Source organism: Granulicatella balaenopterae, from assembly GCF_900111135.1.
GTDB lineage: Bacteria > Bacillota > Bacilli > Lactobacillales > Aerococcaceae > Granulicatella > Granulicatella balaenopterae.
Window position 1 is genome coordinate 1 of record NZ_FOGF01000037.1, and the last position, 21,445, is coordinate 21,445.

A 21,445-nucleotide genomic window follows, 5' to 3' on the forward strand; every position below is an offset into this window, starting at 1 on the left:
CAAGAAAAAGCTCTACTAAAAGGTGATGTGATTGCCGATGCACAAACTGCTGGCCTAACAGCTATCGAAAATCCAACAGGCGTCACATTAACAACAGATGGCATCAAAGTGGACGGCTTAACAACAGCCATTATCCGCCTAGCAAACTCCTATTAATAGGATAAAAGTTTGATTAGTGCTATAATGAATCTATCAAATCAAAGGTAAGGTGAGATTATTATGAAAAAAATAGATTTAAATAACTATCGTGTTGTAATAGGTTTTTATAATGATAAACCTGATTTTTTGCGATTAGTACAATCAACTCAATCATCATTAAAGTGCTATCTACTTGAATCAACTGACCATCAAATGATTGCTGCTGAATTAAGTGAAAATAATTTTGTATTAGTTAATGAAGGGAAAGTTATTCATCTGAATCACCACGATTTAATCACGATTATTGGGAAAGTAAATAACCACAAATCTACCCCTTTATCATTAGAAGAAGCTATGACCAAAGAAGAAAAATTTTATCAAACAATTAAAAATGAAGAAAAAGAATCTGAATAAGAATAAACACAAAAAGCAGTTGGGCGCAAAACTCGACTGCTTTTTGTTTCATGTGGAACGCTTTTAAATTAAAAAAACCAGTACAATTTAATGAACTGGTAAACTATAGTTACTAATTATCTTGTTTGTCCATTTAAGTATGGATTAGTTGCAATTTCTTCTTGAATTGTTGTTGCATCTCCATGTCCTGGTAAAACAACTATATTTCCTGGTAATGGTAAGATTTTTTCTTTAATACCATTAATTAATAATTCATGACTACCTCCAGGGAAATCAGTACGGCCACATCCACCTTTAAATAAGACATCCCCACCAATCAAAAAGCCATTTTGTTCAAAAATAAAAACTGTACTACCTGGTGAATGTCCTGGAACATGTGCTAATTTCATATGGAAACTTCCTACTTTAAAGTCCCCCATTGTTGCTGGATAATATTTATCAGCAGGCTTGCAGACTACTTCCTCACCCATCAATTCTGATAAATTTAATGTTGGATCTGTTAAAAAGTCTTTCTCAATTTCATTCATATAAACTGGAATTTTATACGTGTTACGAATCTCTTCAACTGCACCAATATGATCAAAATGTGCATGTGTTAATAAAATGGCGCGTGGTGTTAACCCTTCTTCTTCAATAACTTTTTTGATTTCTTCTGGTTCTGCACCTGGATCAAAAATTAATGTTTTCTTTTGGCCATCAATTAAGAAATAACAATTTTCTTCTAATTTGCCAAGTGTTAATGCTAGTAATTCCATCTTTTTTCCTCTTTCCCTTCAATACTTATCACTTACTTTACAAAAAAGTAACTGAACATGCAAGCAATTCTTACCCCTATATAAAAAGCACTCTTATTTTGATATAACTTTATTTACAATCTATCTAATGCTTAGTAAAAATTTTTTCATCTGCATAATCATCATAAAAATCAACTTTACATTGAATAAAATTAGTAAAATCATTCAATAATTGGAATAAAATTGCTCTTTTTTCAAATTCTTCTCGGGTTTGTGGTAAAGAACGCTGGCGAAATTGATTTAATAACTGCTCAATATCTTCTAATAAATAAGTCGCCGGATTCACTTCTGCTAATTGATTAGCCGTTAAATAAAACATACCTGCTAAAATTTTAGCTTCACTAACTTCCATCGAACAAAGATTAATATTTTTCATCATCACTTCTAATAATCTTTCTTGTTGCTTACGCATATCAAAATAATGAACATCATAATCCGTTTGGGTAAATAATCGATTGGCTTGTTCATGATAAACTTCATTTTTTCCATTACAAATAGCTTGTTTTAATAAAACTAAGATGACATCATCTTGACAGATATTTCCATTTAATAATGCTTCATGGAGTTCTAATAAAATCATCCGCATTAATTCTTCCACTTCAGCTTTATAGTAATCGATTTTTTTTTGACGCGACGGCATGTAACTGTTCATTAAAATCGCTACTCCAGCCCCAATAATCATCAAAGCCACTTCATTTGCTAATGCATTAGAACTAAGAGATTGAGCTACCAATAAATGACTAACCAATACAGAACAAGGAGCAATTCCCGCTTGTAATTCAAAATAATAAGCAATCGGTACATAAATTGCTAAATAGACACCGAAACTAATAATTGAATATCCAAATATATAAAATGACACAACAGCAATCGCTAAAGCTACTATGGTTGATAATACTCGTTTATATGCTGTACTTAGGGAAGATTTTTTAGTATCTAATACACTTAGAATAGCAATAATACCCGCTGAATTAGCATATGCTAATCCAAGAGATTGAGCCAAAAGAATCGCAAGACAAGTCGCCAAGACAATTTTCATTGTTTTTAACTTCATAACTTCACCCTTTTCTTTTTTCTCTAGTAAAGTCACAAAAAATAGTTTTACAACCATTCGAACTCATTAGTCGTAAAACTATCTCCCGTCACTTCTAATTAACAACCACAATCAGACGCATGTTGATCATTTTGTTTTTCTGATGATTGGGCTTGTTGTTGATCTTTTACGACATAACGGAAAGGAATTTCGGCACGTTTTACCATTGGGACTTCCCCATTTTCTGCATTCATTGCTTCTTGTTTTAAATATTCTCTAGCATCGCGGTTAACTTCTTTCATATCAACACCTTGAATCTTCGCTGCAAAGACACAACCGCAATAACATTGACGATACACATCATACTCTTTACACATTTCAATTGAACGTTGATAACCCATATTCTTTTTAAAATCACTTGGTAAGTAAGCCACTGAATACACTTTTTGTACTTCTAAACCAACTTGATTCACAACTTGACTATTTTTTTTAGGTGAAATCGTCAAAGCACTACCAAAGAAATCAAATCCTTGTTCTTGCGCAATTTGAGCTACACGATCCAAACGCATATTAAAACAAGCTGTACAACGCTCGCCACCTTCACGCGCTTCTTCTAAATGATTTTCTTGCACCATTTTTACAAATGTATGCGGATCATAAGCATCTTCTAAAAAATTAACATGATTATTAGTACGTTCATTAAATTTTTCAATAAACTTACGCTGTTCAATCGCTCGACGCATATATTCAGTTTTAGGATGAATATTTGAATTTGAGAAAAAAATAGTGATATCCGCATATTGTGCTAAAAATTCTAATGTATAAGTACTACATGGCGCACAACAAGTATGCATCATTATCTTTGGTCTTAATCCCTTTGTTTCCCACTCTTTAATCATCTTACGTAAGACATTATCATAATTAACTTTTTGATTTTTTAACTTTTCTAAATATTTTGTCGCATTTGTAAATTCTTCCATGTTGCAGTCCCTTCTCTTATTCCCCGTTACTCTTATTCAACCCAAGTAACTACTTCATCATAACTTCTACGCGCTTTCGCATGTTTTGGTTCTTTCGCACGATAACCAAATGATACCATTGCAGCAACACCTTCTTTTTCGCCATCAATAATACCTTCTGCAGTTAAATACTCATCAACTTTTTTATAATTAAACCCTTCAATTGGACACGAATCAATCCCAATCATCGTCGCAGCAGTCATCATATTAGCCATTGGTATATACGTTTGTTTGGCTGCCCAGTCAAATAACGCACGCGGCGAATTAGCAATATCCATATCTTCTTCTTGGAATTTTTTGTAAATTGATAGAGCTCTATCTTTTTTATCGCCTGTTAAACCACGACGATTCATATGCTCATCAAAAATTTCTGAATCATAACGAGCACCTTTTTTAGCAATTAATAATACAAAATCACTAGCGGTATCTAATTGTGGATGCGCTCCCCAACTTAAATCTCTAATTTGTGCACGCATTTCAGCATTATTTAATACTACAAAACGCCAAGGTTCTAACCCTACTGAACTAGGACTTAGACGTGCGGCCTCTAAAATATAATCCATATCTTCACGACTAACTTTTTTATCTAAATCATATATACGAATAGAGTGACGATTTGCCATTACTTCCATCATTTGTTTTTTTAATAATTCTTTCTCCATTACCTTATTCCTCCTAAAATTAAATTACTTAACAACTATATCATATCTCATCCCTAAAAATATAGAACAAATATGCTTAAGTGTTTTTCCCTAACTTTTCTATTCTTTCTGAAGTCATCCGCCAAAAATAAAAATCTTTCACTATCAATAACTATTTTATAGATTTTTTTCTTTAGAATTTCTTTATATTTTTTTTGAGCATTTTACTATACAAAAACTAAACTTAGCGTTATCATACAGTCAGATTCAGAAATGAATTATAAAAAGGAGGAAGTATTATGAGAACAAATAACACAAAACAAAAACAATTATTAAATCAACAAGTGGCTAACTGGACAGTAATGTATACTAAATTACACAACTATCACTGGTTTGTAAAAGGCCCTGCTTTCTTCACGTTACATGCAAAATTTGAAGAATTATATAACTATAGCCACGAAACATTAGATGAAGTTGCTGAACGCTTATTAACTATTCAAGGTTTACCAGTTGCAACAATGGCTGAAGCTTTAGAATTAGCAACAATTAAAGAAGAAACTGTTGGTGGAAAATCAGCAAATGAAATGATGGTTCAATTAGTAAAAGATTTAGAACAACTAATTGATGAATTAACAGAATTAATGACTTTATCAGAAGAAGATGATGATCAAGCAACTGCTGATATGGCATTAGGAATTCGTACATATTTAGAAAAGGAAATCTGGTTATTATCAGCTTACTTAGGTGCATAATAACATCTAATAAAAAAGCAACTGCAAAAGCAGTTGCTTTTTTATTTATTATTTAAACTGTGAAAATACTTTTTCTAATCTTGGATATAACATCATTGTTACAATACCTGTTACACCATATTTGAATAGATTAAATGGTAATAACATAAAGATCATCAAGGTAAATGGATCGTGTACTAACGGATTTGTTGCACTTGTTGCATTTACAATCGCTTCTAATGGGAAATTCATCACCTTAGCATATAATGGAAACATAATAAAATAATTTAGCACGACTAACACAAAAGTTGTTGTTACTGTTCCTAAAGCAATTCCTTTGATTGCAGCTTTTTTAGTACGATCTTTGCGACTATACCAATACGCTGCTGGCAATACATAACTCATACTACCAATTAGATTTACTAATTCTCCAATCCCAAAAGTCGTTGTGCCATTTAATAAGAAATTCAATAAAATCTTAATACAAGCCACATACACTCCATAAATTGGTCCCATTAAAAAACCACTAAAAATTACAGGAACTTCAGAAAAATCCATCTTTATAAAGGGTGGTATAAATGGCACGTGAAATTCAAACACCATTAATACAGCACTAATCGCTCCGAAAAGACTCATCATCACTAAATGATTAACTGGCAACCGTTGACTATCTTGACTCTTCTTAAACATATTTTCCCTCCTATACTCGGGAATGTAGAATATTCAACTTTTAAGCACCTATTTGATATGCCAAATAACACTTAAAAATTGCATTTTCTCTCATCTAGACTATACTATCGGTTTTGGAATTACACCAAATCATGCCTCAGCTCGTGGACTTTTACCACCGGTCAGGAATCTCACCTTGCCCCGAAAATGTTTTAATATTAATAAGTTCATTTTATCACAGTTAATTATTTTTACAACTTTTACAGCTTATTTTATCCTTAGCTTAATGACTTTTGTTTACGCTCACCATATTTTTCAGCTACTGCCGTGAACAATACATCCGTAGAAGAATTTAGTGCTGTTTCACAAGCATCTTGAAGGACTCCAATAATAAAACCAATTCCCACAACTTGCATAGCGATATCATTTGGAATTCCAAATAAACTACAAGATACCGGAATTAATAATAACGAACCACCTGTTACTCCAGAAGCTCCACAAGCCGAAATCGTTGCTAAAACACTTAATAAGACCGCTGTTAGAAAATCAATTTGAATTCCAACAGTTTGTGCAGCAGCTACTGTTAAAATCGAAATCGTAATCGCAGCCCCCGACATATTAATCGTTGCTCCTAAAGGAATTGAAACTGAATAAGTATCCTCATCAAGACCTAATTCTTCACATAATTGCATATTAATTGGAATATTAGCCGCTGAACTTCTCGTAAAGAAAGCTGTCACCCCACTAATCGTTAAACATTTCCAAATTAATGGATAGGGATTTTCACGCATTAATAAATAACTAACTAGCGGATTCACAATAAATGTAATCACTAGCATTGTTCCTAATAATACGACTAATAATTCACCATATGATAAAAATACCGAAACCCCATCTTTGGCAACCACTTCATAAACTAAGCCCATCACCCCTAATGGCGCAAAAGAAATAATCCATTCAATCACAATTGAAATCATTTCAGAAATACTCTTTAAAGAGGCTTTCATTTCTTTACTACTTGTCTGAAATCCTAATCCAAAAATAACTGACCATGCTAATATGCCGATATAATTACTTTGAATTAACGCATCAATTGGATTATCAACCGTTTTTAGTAAGACTGCTTTTAATACTTCACCAACTCCTTGAGGCGGCACAATATCAATGGCACTCTCTACTAAAGTTAATTGTACAGGAAATAAAAAAATTGCGATTACAGCTGTTAAACCTGCCGTAAAAGTACTTAATACATATAATAAAGCAATGATTCCCATATTGGTTTTCTTGCCTTTTTTATGATTCGCTAGTGCACTCATTACAATAAAAAAGACCAATAAAGGCGCAATCGATTTTAATGCACCAACAAATAATTGTCCCAAAATACTAATAATCGTCCATTGCGGCACCCCTATTCCTAAACATACCCCGACGATTAATCCTAAAATAATTTTTTTAATTAAGCTAATGTTCTTCCATCGTTCAAATGTTTCTTTCATCTCATACCACCTTTCTATTTATAGAGTATGTTTTTTCATACTATAACATTTAACTTTCATCTGTCAAATAAAAAAAGAGCCAAGCAAAATGAACTGCTTAGCTCCCTAATAGTTAACTTACTCAGCGACTTCCACTACTAAATAACGATGTGGCTCTTTACCTTCTGAATGTGTTGAAATATGTTTATTATTACTTAAATATGCATGAATTTGTTTACGCTCATAAGCTGGAAGTGGTTCTAAAAATACTGGTTGTTTTGTACGCAATACTCTTTCGGCCGTTCTTTCTGCAATTGATTTCAATGTTTTAGAGCGGCGTTCGCGATAATCACCTACATCAACGGTAACTGATACACGACCACGCACATAACGATGAACCATAGCTTGTGCTAATGTTTGTAAAGCATTTAAGATTTTACCATGTTTACCAATTAATAAACCTGGCTTGTCTGTTTCAAAACGAAATACTAATGAATCTTTTGCTTGTTCAACGGTAACTGTTGATTGTGCGCCATAAATTTCTGAAAGATTTTCTAAGTATTGTTTTGTTTCATAAATTGCTTGTTCATATCCTGAAGATTCTTCAACTTCTTCTGTATCAACGACTTCTTCTATTACTTCACCTTCTGTTACTTCTTGAGCTTTTTGTTGGCAGTGACATGCACAAGCACTTTCTATAACTTCTTCAGTTGTTGTAACTTCTTCAACTGCTTTAGGCGTTAATTCAACAATGGCATCTTTTTTACCAAAGCCAAATAATCCTTTTTTAGGTTCTGCAATAACGACAACTTCAACAGCATCTTCTGTTAAGCCTAATTTAGCTAAACCTTTTCGGGTAGCTTGTTCAATTGATGCGCCTGTCACTTTAATTGATTCTGACATAATGAACATCCTCCTAATTCCTACTATACTTTTTGTTATTATCTCATGTTATCAGTTTTGACACAATATGATTATTTACGTTTTGTATGTTTTTTCTTAGGGTTTTTGGCTTTTTCCAAAGCTTTTTGACGTTGCTTTTCTGCCAACAATTTAGCATCTAATTCTTTTCTGAATTTAAATGGATTATTCATTACTAATGTTTGAATAACTGAGAAAACATTTCCGACTACCCAGTATAATCCTAAAATACTCGGTAATGGAATTGAAATCACTAAAATCATTGTTGGCATCACAAACATCATAATTTTACTTGCCATACCTTGATCTTGCATTTTAGTAGTTAACCAACTTACCACTAAAGTAAAGAAGGCTGCTAATACAGGTAAGATAAAGTATGGGTCTGGTTGATCTAATTGGAACCATAAGAAAGTTCCTGTTTTTAACACTTCCGTACGACTAATCGCTTGGTATAAAGCAATCATAATTGGTAATTGAATAAATAATGGAATTAATGCAGCATATTGATTAATCCCTTCTTCTTTATATAATTCAGAAACCTTTTCTTGTAGTAACATTTGTGTTTCGCGATCACGACTGCTATATTTTTCACGTAATTCTTTTACTTTTGGTTGTAAAATTGCTGTTTTACGGGTTGCTTTATATTGGAAATGCATTAACGGTAATAATAATACCCTAGTAATAATAGTAAATACAATAATACCTACACCATAACTACCACCAAAAACTTCTGATAACCACACAATAAATTGAGAGAAATTATATACAATTCCTTTATCCCAAAAACCTGTGCTTTGCTCTGTAATTGGTGATGTGCTACAAGCTGTTAAAAATAACGTCAATCCAGCAACCATTGCGGCTAACTTAGTATGTTTTTTCATTTTCATAAGAAGTCCTACTTTCTAATTCAAATTCTTTTGGTAATAATGTTGCTAATTTAAGCACATGAACTAAGCTTTTCTTAACTTCATGGTAAGACATTTTTACAATAGGCTTCCTAGCGATAATCACCATATCATACTCTGGATTTATATTTGGTTTTAAGTCAGTTAATGACTGTCGGATATATCTTTTTAAATGATTCCTTGTAACAGCATTCCCTAATTTTTTACTAACAGAAATTCCAACACGAAAATGTTTCTGTTCAGGTTGGTGGTATCGATAGACTACAAATTGACGATTTGCAATCGATTCCCCTTGATGAAACACACGCTGAAACTCTTTTTCTTTTTTAACACGATATGATTTTCTCATCTATCCTCACCTATTTATCTAATTTTATATTATCTTTTTCCGTTTGAAAACGGATTATCCTATTTCTTAAAAAAAAAGACCACTGACGTTCAGTGATCTAGGCTGATAATACTTTTCTTCCTTTACGGCGTCTATTCGCGATAACGCGGCGACCATTTTTAGTACTCATACGTTTACGGAATCCGTGAACTCTTTGACGTTTACGTTTTTTAGGTTGATATGTTCTTTTCATGTGTAATACACCTCCTCAAATTATAGCGTCTATATATCTTAGACATTCCTTCACATTATATGGATAATCTCTTGAAATGTCAAGAAACTTCTGTCTTTTATAATGTTACTAAGATATGATACCACATTTAAATAGAAATTACTATAAATTTTTTAGCGAATTCTCGTTCTTTTTTTTAATTTACTTCTCTTATAGAAATCAATTTAGAGATAATTTTTTATCTTTTCACCATAATTATTAACATTTATTTACACATCACTTGTTTTTTTTATCATTTTTTTCACCACATTCCACAAGTTATCCACTACTTTTCAACAGTTTCACACGGTGTTATTAAAGTTATCCACTTTTTAACATTCTTTTGTGGATAAGTTTTTTGAAAGCTTGTCATTATCGTCTTTATAGCCATTAAAGTTATCCACTGTTTTAATTTCAGAACTGTGATTTCTGTTTTTTTTTAGCTGTTTTTCCACAGATTTGTGGATAATATTTTTGAACATTGTGGATAATTAAAAATAGTTATCCACACAATGTGAATAACTTCTAATTTTTTCTATAGCATTCATCCACAAGTAATGGTAAAATATATGCACATGTAAAAATTATTTAGGAGGTGAACATGTGGATAACTTAGAAAAACTTTGGTCAACTGTTACTGATCACTTTAAAAAAACTTCTGTTGAAGTGACTTATAAGCATTGGATTAGCACAGCCGTACCTATTAGCTTAGCTCAAGACATTTTATATATTGAAGTTCCTACTGAAACGCATAAAAAATATTGGGAAGATAATTTATCTTCAGATTTAATGCAAATAGGCTACGAAGTCATTAGACGACCATTTGAACCTAAATTTATCGTTAAAAATAGCGCTGAAGCAGAACAATTCTATCAAACTGAACCAACTAGTGTCTTAAAAAACACTAATACAACTACTGTTCCAGCAACCACAACAACTAAAAAAGCTACTGGGGCAAGTAGTTCTAATGGAACAGAACATGATTCGAAATTAAATCCAAAATACACTTTTGAAACCTTTATTACTGGTCCAGGAAGTCAAATGGCACACGCAGCTGCTTTAGTCGTATCCGAAAAACCAGGGACTTTATACAATCCACTTTTCTTCTATGGAGGCGTAGGTTTAGGGAAGACGCACTTAATGCAAGCGATTGGAAATCAATTTAAAAAAATAAATCCTGATGCTCATGTTAAGTATGTCACTAGTGAAACCTTTACAAATGATTTGATTTTATCATTAAGAAACAAATCCCAAGATGAATTCCGTAATAAATACCGTAGTGTTGACTTATTATTAGTAGATGATATTCAATTTTTTGCTGATAAAGAGGCTACACAAGAAGAATTCTTCCATACATTCAATGAATTATTAATGAATTCAAAACAAATCGTCTTAACTAGTGATCGCCAACCAAAAGAAATCAAAGCTTTACAAGAACGCTTAGTTTCTCGATTTGTTTCTGGCTTACCAGTTGATATTACACCGCCAGATTTAGAAACTCGTATTGCAATTTTAGCGAAAAAAGCAGAAGCAGTAGGGATTGAGATTGAAAATGAAACATTAAGTTATATTGCGGGACAAATTGATTCCAATGTACGTGAACTAGAAGGGGCCTTAGTTCGTGTTCAAGCTTATTCCGTAACTAAAGGTGAAGATATATCAACTAATTTAGCTGCTGAAGCCTTGAAAAACTACTATCCAGATGGCAACGACCGTGTTGTAACTATTTTTGAAATTCAACAAGAAGTAGCACGCTACTATAATATTACGGTTGAAGATTTAAAAGGAAAAAAACGTACAAAAAGTATTGTGGGACCACGCCAATTAGCTATGTATCTATCAAGAGAACTAACTTCTAATTCATTACCAAAAATCGGCCATGAATTTGGAGGAAAAGACCACTCAACGGTTATTCATGCTTATGAAAAGATTAATGATGCCATTAAAGAACAAGAAGATTTAGCTGCAGTCGTTAAAGAGTTAACAAAAAAACTTTCTTAACATGTGGATAAGTAGGGGATTTTCGCAAAAGTTATCCACATGTTTATCCATGCTATGAAAACTTACAGCTACTAGGTTTTAAGGACTTATCCACAGAACTAACATCCCCTACTACTATTACTAATCTTTTTATAAATTAAATTAAAATAAATCACCACAACGCAGATTATTTAGGAGGACAATATGAAACTATCAATTCATCGTTTAGCATTTTTAAAAAAATTAGCCGATGTTCAAAGAGCAATTCCATCAAGAACAACTATTCCAATCTTAACAGGGGTAAAATTACTAGCTACTAATGATTCATTAGTAATTACAGGTAGTGATTCAGATGTTTCTATCGAAATGACAATCTTAGTAGAAGATGAAGATACTCAATTAGTAGTACATGAACCAGGTAGTATTGTATTACCAGCAAAATTCTTTAGTGAAATTATTAAAAAATTACCTTCAGATGTATTTACATTAACAATTGACTCTAATAAAAAAGCAACGATTACAGCTGGAAATGCTTCTTTTACCTTAATTGGAATCGATGCAGCTGAATATCCACATTTACCAGAATTAGAAGTAGAGCAAGTAGTAGAATTACCGGTTCCTATTTTTAGACAAATTATCCAAAATACATCGATTGCAATTTCTACAATGGAATCACGTCCATTACTAACAGGAATTCATATTTTAATTAAAGATGGCCTATTAAAAGCTGTTGCAACTGACTCACATCGCTTAAGTCAACGTATTATTCCATTACCTGCAAGTGTAGGAGGACAAAATGTGACTTATGATTTTACAATACCTGGTAAAACATTAGTAGAATTATCACGTATAGTTGAAGGTTTAGAATCAATTTCAATGTCAATTACTGATAATCAAGTATTATTCCATACTGATCGTTTATCATTCTATTCACGTTTATTAGATGGGCGTTATCCGGATACAGATCGTTTAATTACGAATGATTCCAATACAACTTTAACAATGGTGGCAAGTGAATTACTCTCAGCTATTGAACGTGCTTCATTAATGTCGCATGTTGGCAATAACAATATCGTAAAATTAAGTTTAAAAGCTTCAGAAGCACAGTTAACAGGACATTCACCTGAAATTGGAACTGTAAAAGAAGAATTAGTATATCAATCAATTACAGGAGATGATTTGGAAATCTCATTCAACCCAGATTACATGAAAGATGCATTACGTCAATTTGGTCAAGCGGAAATTTCAATTCATTTCTTATCTCCAGTAAGACCATTTACATTAAGACCGACTGAATCAACTTTAGATATTGATTATAATTTTATTCAATTGATCACACCAGTTCGTACTTTTTAATGAATGTTAACTCTTTGCTATTTACTGTTTTATCAGTGAATAGCTTTTTTATTTAACTTTAAATAATTAATTTGGCAAAAAATACTATCAAATTTTTATTTTTACTTAAATCAAGGTTTTTTATTGAAAATGCTCTAAAATGCTTTAAATTTCATTTTTAGGCGATTAAGTTGCATGAATCTATTTTGCGGAGTATAATAACAAATGGAATATTATGCTTAAAATAAGCGTAATTAAGTTTGAACGGGATAATCAGAAAAGAGGGATGAGATGACAAAGATTGTATTAATTGAAGATGACTTTATTACATTAGGTCGTTTTTTAAAACATGTAGATATTATTTCAACTGGAGGACAAGCTAAATGGTACTTGCAAGAATATGTTATTTTCGTTGATGGCGAACCAGAAAATAGACGTGGTAAAAAGTTATTTCCTGGAACACAAGTAGAAGTGCCTGGCGAAGGATTCTTTATTATTAAGCAAGGTAGTGAAGAAGCAGTTGAAGAAAGTGAACTAACTATTGCATGAAATTAAAGCAACTTAATCTGCAATCATTTCGTAACTATCAAGAGATGACTTTAGAATTTACAGAAGGTGTTCAGATTTTTATTGGAGAAAATGCTCAAGGTAAGACAAACCTAATGGAATCAATTTATGCATTAGCAATGACAAAAAGCCATCGAACAAGTAATGATAAGGAATTGATTGGTTGGGACAGTGAGCAAACGATTATTAAAGGTGTTGTCGAAAAAAGGACGAATACAGTACCTTTAGAAGTTCAAATTTCTAAAAAAGGTAAGGTAGCACGAGTAAATCATTTAGAGCAACGTCGCTTAAGTAGTTATTTGGGGCAATTGAATGTTATTTTATTTGCGCCGGAGAATCTTAATTTAGTTAAAGGCGCACCGAGTAATCGTCGTAAATTTATTGATATGGAATTAGGACAGATGAATCCAGTTTATTTATATGAATTAGTCGAATATCAGAAGGTTATTAAGCAACGAAATGCCTATTTAAAGCAATTAAGCTTAAGTAAATCAGCTGATTATATCTATTTAGAAGTATTAACGGAACAAGTTAGTAAGTTAGCAGCTTCTATTTTGCGTTATCGTTTAGATTTTATAGATAAATTAGAGCAATTAGCAATTCCTATTCATCAAGAAATTTCACATCAAACAGAACAATTTTCTTTAAAATATCGTTCTAGTTTTCCAATAGAGGAGTCTATGAGTGAAGAAGAGTTATATCAAGAATTACTAGTTCATTACGAAAAGAATAAAAAAAGAGAGATTGAACACCGCACAACTTTGATTGGCCCCCACCGAGATGATGTTATTTTTTATATTAACGAAAAAGAGGTCCAAACGTATGGCTCTCAAGGGCAACAACGCTCAACTGTTTTGAGTTTGAAGTTAGCAGAGATTGAGTTGATGAAGGAAATGATTGGTGAATATCCCATTCTTTTACTAGATGATGTATTAAGTGAATTGGATGATGAAAGGCAGACTCATCTGATTAAAGCAATTGAAAATAAAGTTCAAACTTTTTTAACAACAACAAGTATAGATGGAATTAAACAACAATTTATAAATCCACCAAAAATTTTTAAAATTCAAGGTGGTAAAGTGATTTAGGAAAATGGAGCGTGAAAAAACGTATGTCAGAAGAAATGAATAAAGAATTGGCTTCTCAATATGATGCTAGTCAGATTCAGGTATTGGAAGGTTTAGAAGCCGTTCGAAAAAGACCTGGTATGTATATTGGTACGACTAGTGCAGCTGGTTTACATCACTTAGTTTGGGAAATTGTCGATAACTCAATCGATGAAGCTTTAGCTGGGTTTGCAACTCATATTGAAATTGCGATTAATCAAGATAATAGTATTACTGTAATGGATAATGGACGTGGAATCCCCGTTGATATTCAAGAAAAAACAGGTAGACCAGCTGTTGAAACAGTCTTTACAGTACTTCACGCGGGTGGTAAATTTGGCGGTGGAGGCTATAAAGTATCAGGTGGACTACACGGGGTAGGTGCCTCTGTTGTTAATGCTTTATCAACTAGTTTAACCGTACAAGTATTCAAAAATGGTAATATTTATGAGCAATCATATAAACGTGGAACAGTTGTTAGTGACTTAAAAGTCGTTGGCCAAACCGAAAAACATGGGACTAAAGTAAGTTTTTCACCAGACCCAGAAATCTTTAAAGAAACGATTGAATTTAATTTTGACACATTAGCTACTCGTGTTCGTGAGTTAGCTTTCTTAAATAAAGGGTTGCGTTTAACTATTACTGATAAACGTGTTGAGGATTTATCACGCACTTATTACTATGAAGGTGGAATTAAGAGTTATGTTGCCTTTTTAAACGAATCTAAAAAAGTATTATTTGAAGAACCAATTTATGTTGAAGGCGAACAAGATGATATTCAAGTTGAAGTAGCAATGCAATATACAAGTGGCTATCATACTAATATTTTAAGTTTTACGAATAATATCCATACTTATGAAGGTGGAACACATGAATCAGGTGTTAAAACAGCTCTAACTCGTGTCATTAACGATTATGCAAAACGTCAAAAATTGTTAAAAGAAAATGAAGATAATTTAACTGGGGAAGATGTTCGTGAAGGCTTAACAGTCGTAATTTCGATTAAACATCCAGACCCACAATTTGAAGGACAAACAAAAACAAAATTAGGGAACTCAGAAGCGCGTACAATTTGTGATCGTTTATTCTCAACCCATTTCGAAAAATTCTTAATGGAAAACCCTCAAGTAGCTCGTAAAGTTGTTGAAAAAGGTATTTTAGCTTCAAAAGCTCGTATGGCTGCTAAACGTGCACGTGAAGTAACTCGTAAAAAATCAGGTTTAGAAATTTCTAACTTACCTGGTAAATTATCAGATTGTTCAAGTAATGATCCAACAATTTCTGAATTATATATTGTCGAAGGGGATTCAGCGGGTGGATCAGCAAAACAAGGTCGCTCTCGTCATTTCCAAGCAATTTTACCAATTCGAGGTAAGATTTTAAATGTTGAAAAAGCTTCACTAGAAAAAATCTTAGCCAACGAAGAAATTCGTTCACTATTTACAGCAATGGGAACAGGCTTTGGTGGCGACTTCAATCTAGATAAAGCTCGTTACCATAAATTAGTAATCATGACCGATGCTGATGTCGATGGAGCACATATTAGAACTCTTTTAATCACATTATTCTATCGTTACATGAAACCAGCTGTCGAAGCAGGTTATATTTATATTGCTCAACCACCTTTATATAAAGTAAAACAAGGTAAAAATGAGTATTATATGCAATCGGAAGAAGAATTAAACGAAAAATTAAAAGAATTGCCAGCATCACCAAAAGTAACAATTTCCCGCTATAAAGGGTTAGGTGAAATGGATGCTGAACAATTATGGGATACAACGATGAATCCAGAGAATAGAAGTATGTTACAAGTCTCTGTAGAAGATGCAGCAGAAGCTGATCGAGTATTAGATATGTTAATGGGTGAAAAAGTAGAACCTAGACGTGAATTTATCGAAGCAAATGCTCGCTACGTTGAAAATTTAGATATTTAATACAGTTAAGTATCACTAGAGTAGAAAAAGATTCAAGAATAGGAGAACTAAAATGTCTGAAGAAACTAATTTACCTGTTGAATCATTCGAAAAAATTGAATTAGCCAAAGAAATGCGCAAATCCTTTTTAGAATATTCAATGAGTGTTATTGTATCGCGTGCATTACCTGATGTACGCGATGGCTTAAAACCAGTTCATCGCCGTATTTTATATGGCATGCATGAACTTGGTGTAACGCCAGATAAACCACATAAAAAATCAGCCCGTATTGTTGGGGATGTCATGGGGAAATATCACCCACATGGAGATAGTGCAATTTATGAATCAATGGTTCGTATGGCACAAGATTTTAGTTATCGTTATCCCTTAGTTGATGGACACGGAAACTTTGGCTCAGTTGATGGTGATGGAGCCGCAGCGATGCGTTATACAGAAGCACGTATGTCAAAAATCGCACTAGAAATGTTAAGAGATATCAATAAAAAAACAATTGACTACCGCGATAACTATGACGGCAGTGAACGTGAACCAGAAGTATTACCAGCGCGTATTCCTAACCTTTTAGTTAATGGAGCAACTGGTATTGCAGTAGGGATGGCAACCAATATTCCACCACATAATTTAGGTGAAGTGATTAGTGCATTACATATCCTAATGAAAAATCCAGATGCAACAACTATGGAATTAATGGAAGCTCTACCTGGACCGGATTTCCCAACAGGTGGGATTGTTCTAGGTAAATCAGGAATCCGTAAAGCTTATGAAACAGGTCGTGGATCAATTACCATTCGTGGACGTGTAGCGATTGAAGAACTAAAAAATGGTAAAGAACGTATTATTATCACTGAATTACCATATATGGTGAATAAAGCTAAATTAGTGGAACGTATTGCTGAATTACACCGTGAGAAAAAAGTTGACGGCATCACCTACTTAAACGATGAATCAGATCGAACAGGAATGCGTGTTGTTATCGAAGTTCGTCGTGACGTTAGTGCGACGGTAGTATTAAACAATTTATACAAATTAACTTCACTACAAACATCATTCGGCTTCAATATGTTAGCAATTGCTGACGGTGTTCCACGTGTCTTAAACTTAAAAGAAATTTTAAGCTATTACTTAGAACACCAAGAAGATGTAATTAGACGTCGTGCAGAATTTGATAAACAAAAAGCTGAAGCACGTGCCCACATTTTAGAAGGTTTACAAATCGCCTTAGATCATATTGATGCCATTGTTGCTATTTTACGTAGTTCTAAGAGTGGAGATGAGGCAAAAGCTATTTTTATTGAAAAATATGGCCTGTCAGATAAACAAGCGCAAGCGATTTTAGATATGCGTATGATTCGTTTAACGGGATTAGAACGTGAAAAAATCGATGCAGAACATCACGAATTACAAATCTTCATTGCGGAATTAAATGAAATTCTAGCCAGCGAAGAAAAACGTTATCAAATTATTGAAGACGAATTATTAGAAATCAAACATAAATTTGATAATCCTCGCCGTACGGAACTATTAATTGGTGAAGCACTAAGCTTAGAAGATGAAGATTTAATCGAAGAAGAAAATATCGTTGTTACATTGACTAATAACGGATACATCAAACGCCAACCAAGTACTGAATTTAAAACGCAAAAACGTGGTGGACGAGGAGTACAAGGAATGGGCGTTCATAACGATGATTTCGTAGAAACAATGATTTCATGTTCCACACATGATTCATTACTATTCTTTACAAATACTGGTAAAGTTTACCGTGCTAAAGGATATGAGATTCCAGAATACGGTCGTACCGCAAAAGGGTTACCAGTAATTAACCTATTAAATATCGATTCAAACGAAAGTATTCAAGCGATTATTGCTGTTGATGGCTTAAATGAAAATCACTATTTATTCTTTACAACCTTACATGGTACAGTTAAACGAGTAGATATGAAAGATTTTAAAAATATTCGTACAAACGGTTTGCGTGCGATTCATTTACGTGAAGATGACCAATTAATTCGTGTAGTTGTAACCAGTGGTGATAATAGCGTTGTAATTGGTACTCACCAAGGATATGCAGCAAGTTTCCATGAATCAAAAGTTCGCTCAATGGGACGTACTGCTAGCGGTGTACGTGGTATTAACTTGCGTGAAGGCGACTATGTAATCGGAATGGACTTATTAGGAGACGACCGCGAAGTATTAGTTGTTAGTGAAAATGGCTATGGTAAACGTACAAAATCAGAAGAATACGCACTTAAAAATCGTGGCGGTAAAGGAGTTAAAACAATTAACATTACCGATAAAAACGGACCATTAGTATGTTTACGTACAGTTACTGGTGATGAAGATATCATGGTAATGACTGATAAAGGGGTTATTATTCGCTTTAGTGTTGCTGGTGTATCTCAAACAGGGCGTGACACATTAGGTGTGCGTATGATGCGTTTAGATTCAGATTCACAAGTAGCATCAATTGCGATTGTCGAAGCTGAAGAAGTAGAACAAGAACAAGCCGAATTAACAGAAGTTACAGAGCGAGTAGCGATTGAAGAGACAACTAATGAAGAAGTAACTGAAGATGTAGTTGTTCAAGATAAATTACAATCATTTGCACAAGAATTAGTTGACGAACAAACTAAAGAATAATCTAAATAAAAAGAGGGAGAGATCTCCTTCTTTTTTGTTTTAAAAAAAGTTAGATTATCAAAGTGTTTCTCTTGAAAAACAAAATATTGTCTGCTATAATTTACAGAAGTGAGTAATCGAAAGATAACTCTCCTTGCTTATTCAACCGAATGAGCCAAAAGTCCATAAGGAGGTAACAGTCAAATGAATAAAACATCTAAATATGAAATCTTATACATCATTCGTCCAAACATTGATGAAGCTGCTAAAGCTGAATTGGTTTCAAAATTCGATGCTGTATTAACAGATAACGGTGCAGTAGTTGTTGAATCTAAAGACTGGGCGAAACGTCGCTTTGCATACGAAATCAATGATTTCCGTGAAGGATTCTATCATTTAGTGAACATCACTGCTGAAGATTCTGTAGCATTAGACGAATTTGCTCGTTTAGCTAAAATCAACAACGATATTTTACGTCACATGATCGTAAAATTAGAAGCATAATTCTAAAAAACAGTAAAATTTTGAAAGGAGTACGAAAGATGATTAATAATGTGGTATTAGTGGGTCGTTTAACTAGACCAGTTGACTTACGTTATACTGGTAATGGAACAGCTGTTGGAACTTTTTCCCTTGCTGTTAATCGTAATTTTACGAACCAACAAGGTGAACGCGAAACTGACTTTATCAACTGTGTAATTTGGCGTAAAGCTGCAGAAAACTTTGCAAACTTTACTCGTAAAGGGTCATTAGTTGGTGTTGAAGGACGTATTCAAACACGTAATTATGAAAATGCACAAGGTCAACGTGTTTACGTTACTGAAATTTTAGTTGAGAACTTCTCATTACTAGAATCACGTAGCGTTACTGAACAAAGACCAATTGAAAGTGGTAGTACTGGTAATTTTGGTGCAAACCAAAACTTTAACCAAAATCAAAACCAGTTCAATTCGTTTTCTAACCAATCACAAACTAATAATAATTCATCCCAATCTACTCCAAATTCATCATTGAATCAGTTTGCTGATCCATTTATGTCGAATGGAGAAACAATTGATATTTCAGATGATGATTTACCATTTTAAATCAATTTAATAAGGAGGAATTATAATGGCTCAACAACGTAGAGGCGGAATGCGCAGACGTAAAAAAGTTTGCTACTTCACTGCTAACCATATCGATTATATCGACTATAAAGATGTAGATTTATTAAAACGTTATATCTCAGAAAAAGGTAAAATTTTACCTAGACGTGTAACTGGTACATGTGCTAAACACCAACGTGCTTTAACAGTTGCTATCAAACGCGCTCGTATTATGGGATTATTACCGTTTACAACAATGGATTAATAATAACAATTAATGGACACTATCTTAGATGGTGTCTTTTTTTATGGAGAATTTTAAAAGATAGAACCAATAAACTTTCTAAACTATAGCTTCATACGTAGTTTGCATGATAATCGATAAAGTGATGAACCAAATCTATAATAATCTAAAAAAGCATCGCAAAGTAAAAAAAAATAAATGAATAATTTTTACGATTATAGGCTATTCAACTAGTTTCACGTGGAACAAAAATAATCTAAATAAGAGTGTTTCACATGGAACAAAGCTAAATGATAGTTCGTAATAAATTAAAACAGTTTAACTACAGAAAGCTTTATGTTAAAATTAAAAAGAATAGTTGTTAGTAATAATAGCTAGTTGATAATTAAAATGGTAGGAGGCAAAAATATGAAAGTGATTTTTTTAAAAGATGTTAAAGGTAAAGGTAAAAAAGGCGAAATGAAAAATGTAGCTGATGGATATGCTCAAAACTTTTTAATTAAAAACGGTTATGCTAAAGAAGCTACAAACAGTAATGTAGCAATGTTAGAAGGGCAAAAGAAAGCTCAAAAAAAACATGATGCTGAAGTATTAGCGGAAGCTAAAAAATTAAAAGAATTTTTAGAACAAGAAGATACAGTAGTAACAATTGCTACTAAAGCAGGTGAAGATGGACGTATTTTTGGTTCAATCCCTGCAAAACAAATTGCTGCTGAATTTGAAAAAAAATTTAATGTTAAATTAGATCGTAGAAAATTTGACTTACCAGCGCCAATTAAAGCTATTGGTTTTACTCGTGTACCAGTTAAATTACATCATGATGTTACAGCAATTTTAACTGTTGAAACCGTAGCTAAATAAATAATAGAAATAAAAAAGTATTAATGAATTTAATCATTAATACTTTTTTATTTCTATATAGATAGAAGATGAAAACATTATCGCTTTTAAATATTAATTTCAAAAGATTAAAATGATGAAAAGTATAAAAATGAAAACGTTTTTAATTTAAAAAAACTGTTGCAAGAGGTAAAGAATCATGATAATATATGTTTATTGTTTCGAAAAGATAAAAACATTCAACAAACTTTGAAAATATTTTTAAAAAATAAAAAAAAGACTTGACGAAAGAAACGGAATATGCTATTATTAAATAGTTGTCAACGAGACAATGAATTGAACTTTGAAAATTGAACAAAGAAGACGAACCAAATGTGTAGGGGCTTCATTTTAAA

Annotated in this window: 23 protein-coding genes and 1 riboswitch; of the genes, 13 read left to right on the forward strand and 10 right to left on the reverse strand. The window is 32.8% G+C overall.

Translation table 11 applies throughout. The annotated features are described in order from the left end of the window. Both BMX09_RS10495 and BMX09_RS07865 read left to right on the forward strand, forming a co-directional pair. The coding region (locus BMX09_RS10495) for a hypothetical protein (protein WP_177159581.1) at positions 1 to 156 on the forward strand (156 nt) is incomplete at its 5' end. A gap of 63 nt (positions 157 to 219) precedes the next feature. Further along, entirely contained in the window at positions 220 to 552 is a 333-nt protein-coding gene (locus tag BMX09_RS07865; RefSeq protein ID WP_089747460.1) for a hypothetical protein, read from the forward strand. 116 nt (positions 553 to 668) lie between these two features. Here the strand turns inward: BMX09_RS07865 and BMX09_RS07870 are convergent, their stop codons facing one another. The 4 genes from BMX09_RS07870 to BMX09_RS07885 all read right to left on the reverse strand — a co-directional run bounded on the left by BMX09_RS07870 (position 669) and on the right by BMX09_RS07885 (position 4,060). Further along, complete coding sequence (locus BMX09_RS07870) at positions 669 to 1,307, reverse strand: MBL fold metallo-hydrolase (RefSeq protein WP_089747462.1); 639 nt, start codon at positions 1,305 to 1,307, stop codon at positions 669 to 671. A gap of 124 nt (positions 1,308 to 1,431) precedes the next feature. Continuing rightward, complete coding sequence (locus BMX09_RS07875) at positions 1,432 to 2,457, reverse strand: aromatic acid exporter family protein (protein ID WP_245711152.1); 1,026 nt, start codon at positions 2,455 to 2,457, stop codon at positions 1,432 to 1,434. A 41-nt stretch (positions 2,458 to 2,498) separates the two neighbouring features. Then, the gene (locus tag BMX09_RS07880; RefSeq protein ID WP_089747464.1) at positions 2,499 to 3,359 is read right to left on the reverse strand and encodes an epoxyqueuosine reductase QueH; all 861 of its coding nucleotides are present in this window, start codon (positions 3,357 to 3,359) and stop codon (positions 2,499 to 2,501) included. Between the two features lie 32 nt (positions 3,360 to 3,391). After that, positions 3,392 to 4,060: an NAD(P)H-dependent oxidoreductase gene (locus BMX09_RS07885; protein WP_089747466.1), complete on the reverse strand. Its 669-nt coding sequence runs from the start codon at positions 4,058 to 4,060 to the stop codon at positions 3,392 to 3,394. A gap of 278 nt (positions 4,061 to 4,338) precedes the next feature. Here BMX09_RS07885 and BMX09_RS07890 point away from each other — a divergent pair, with 278 nt between their 5' ends. Beyond that, complete coding sequence (locus tag BMX09_RS07890) at positions 4,339 to 4,791, forward strand: Dps family protein (protein ID WP_089747468.1); 453 nt, start codon at positions 4,339 to 4,341, stop codon at positions 4,789 to 4,791. A 48-nt stretch (positions 4,792 to 4,839) separates the two neighbouring features. On the opposite strand, the gene BMX09_RS07895 is transcribed toward BMX09_RS07890, so the two are convergent. The 6 genes from BMX09_RS07895 to rpmH form a co-directional block, all read right to left on the reverse strand. After that, on the reverse strand, positions 4,840 to 5,460 hold the full coding sequence (locus tag BMX09_RS07895) for an ECF transporter S component (RefSeq protein WP_089747470.1): 621 nt from the start codon (positions 5,458 to 5,460) through the stop codon (positions 4,840 to 4,842). 78 nt (positions 5,461 to 5,538) lie between these two features. Further along, positions 5,539 to 5,652, reverse strand: a riboswitch (FMN riboswitch). Positions 5,653 to 5,717: 65 nt separating this feature from the next. Beyond that, entirely contained in the window at positions 5,718 to 6,935 is a 1,218-nt protein-coding gene (sstT, locus tag BMX09_RS07900; RefSeq protein WP_089747471.1) for a serine/threonine transporter SstT, read from the reverse strand. Positions 6,936 to 7,052: 117 nt separating this feature from the next. Beyond that, positions 7,053 to 7,817, reverse strand: coding sequence for an RNA-binding cell elongation regulator Jag/EloR (gene jag, locus BMX09_RS07905; RefSeq protein WP_089747474.1), 765 nt, complete (start codon positions 7,815 to 7,817; stop codon positions 7,053 to 7,055). 71 nt (positions 7,818 to 7,888) lie between these two features. Continuing rightward, positions 7,889 to 8,716, reverse strand: a complete 828-nt coding sequence (gene yidC / locus BMX09_RS07910) for a membrane protein insertase YidC (RefSeq protein ID WP_177159582.1) — start codon at positions 8,714 to 8,716, stop codon at positions 7,889 to 7,891. After that, entirely contained in the window at positions 8,700 to 9,089 is a 390-nt protein-coding gene (rnpA, locus tag BMX09_RS07915; RefSeq protein WP_089747479.1) for a ribonuclease P protein component, read from the reverse strand. The genes yidC and rnpA overlap by 17 nt, the downstream gene beginning before the upstream one ends. A gap of 97 nt (positions 9,090 to 9,186) precedes the next feature. Beyond that, positions 9,187 to 9,321: a 50S ribosomal protein L34 gene (gene rpmH / locus BMX09_RS07920; RefSeq protein ID WP_089747481.1), complete on the reverse strand. Its 135-nt coding sequence runs from the start codon at positions 9,319 to 9,321 to the stop codon at positions 9,187 to 9,189. Positions 9,322 to 9,942: 621 nt separating this feature from the next. Here rpmH and dnaA point away from each other — a divergent pair. The 10 genes from dnaA (at position 9,943) to rplI (ending at position 21,071) form a co-directional block, all read left to right on the forward strand. Beyond that, positions 9,943 to 11,340: a chromosomal replication initiator protein DnaA gene (gene dnaA, locus BMX09_RS07925; RefSeq protein ID WP_089747483.1), complete on the forward strand. Its 1,398-nt coding sequence runs from the start codon at positions 9,943 to 9,945 to the stop codon at positions 11,338 to 11,340. A 183-nt stretch (positions 11,341 to 11,523) separates the two neighbouring features. Next, positions 11,524 to 12,675 (forward strand): DNA polymerase III subunit beta, encoded by a 1,152-nt coding sequence (gene dnaN, locus BMX09_RS07930; protein ID WP_089747485.1) that lies wholly within the window; start codon positions 11,524 to 11,526, stop codon positions 12,673 to 12,675. A 270-nt stretch (positions 12,676 to 12,945) separates the two neighbouring features. Continuing rightward, a complete protein-coding gene (gene yaaA, locus BMX09_RS07935) occupies positions 12,946 to 13,203 on the forward strand; it encodes a S4 domain-containing protein YaaA (protein ID WP_089747488.1) in 258 nt (85 codons plus the stop codon). After that, the gene (recF, locus tag BMX09_RS07940) at positions 13,200 to 14,309 is read left to right on the forward strand and encodes a DNA replication/repair protein RecF (protein ID WP_089747489.1); all 1,110 of its coding nucleotides are present in this window, start codon (positions 13,200 to 13,202) and stop codon (positions 14,307 to 14,309) included. Before yaaA ends, recF begins: the two co-directional genes overlap by 4 nt. A gap of 23 nt (positions 14,310 to 14,332) precedes the next feature. Further along, complete coding sequence (gene gyrB / locus BMX09_RS07945; RefSeq protein ID WP_089747504.1) at positions 14,333 to 16,261, forward strand: DNA topoisomerase (ATP-hydrolyzing) subunit B; 1,929 nt, start codon at positions 14,333 to 14,335, stop codon at positions 16,259 to 16,261. Positions 16,262 to 16,313: 52 nt separating this feature from the next. After that, positions 16,314 to 18,902 (forward strand): DNA gyrase subunit A, encoded by a 2,589-nt coding sequence (gene gyrA, locus BMX09_RS07950; protein ID WP_089747491.1) that lies wholly within the window; start codon positions 16,314 to 16,316, stop codon positions 18,900 to 18,902. Between the two features lie 183 nt (positions 18,903 to 19,085). Beyond that, entirely contained in the window at positions 19,086 to 19,385 is a 300-nt protein-coding gene (gene rpsF, locus BMX09_RS07955) for a 30S ribosomal protein S6 (protein ID WP_089747493.1), read from the forward strand. Between the two features lie 38 nt (positions 19,386 to 19,423). Continuing rightward, entirely contained in the window at positions 19,424 to 19,966 is a 543-nt protein-coding gene (gene ssb / locus BMX09_RS07960) for a single-stranded DNA-binding protein (RefSeq protein WP_089747495.1), read from the forward strand. Between the two features lie 25 nt (positions 19,967 to 19,991). Beyond that, the gene (rpsR, locus tag BMX09_RS07965; RefSeq protein ID WP_089747497.1) at positions 19,992 to 20,231 is read left to right on the forward strand and encodes a 30S ribosomal protein S18; all 240 of its coding nucleotides are present in this window, start codon (positions 19,992 to 19,994) and stop codon (positions 20,229 to 20,231) included. A 387-nt stretch (positions 20,232 to 20,618) separates the two neighbouring features. Next, positions 20,619 to 21,071, forward strand: a complete 453-nt coding sequence (gene rplI, locus BMX09_RS07970; RefSeq protein WP_089747499.1) for a 50S ribosomal protein L9 — start codon at positions 20,619 to 20,621, stop codon at positions 21,069 to 21,071. Positions 21,072 to 21,445: the final 374 nt, after the last annotated feature.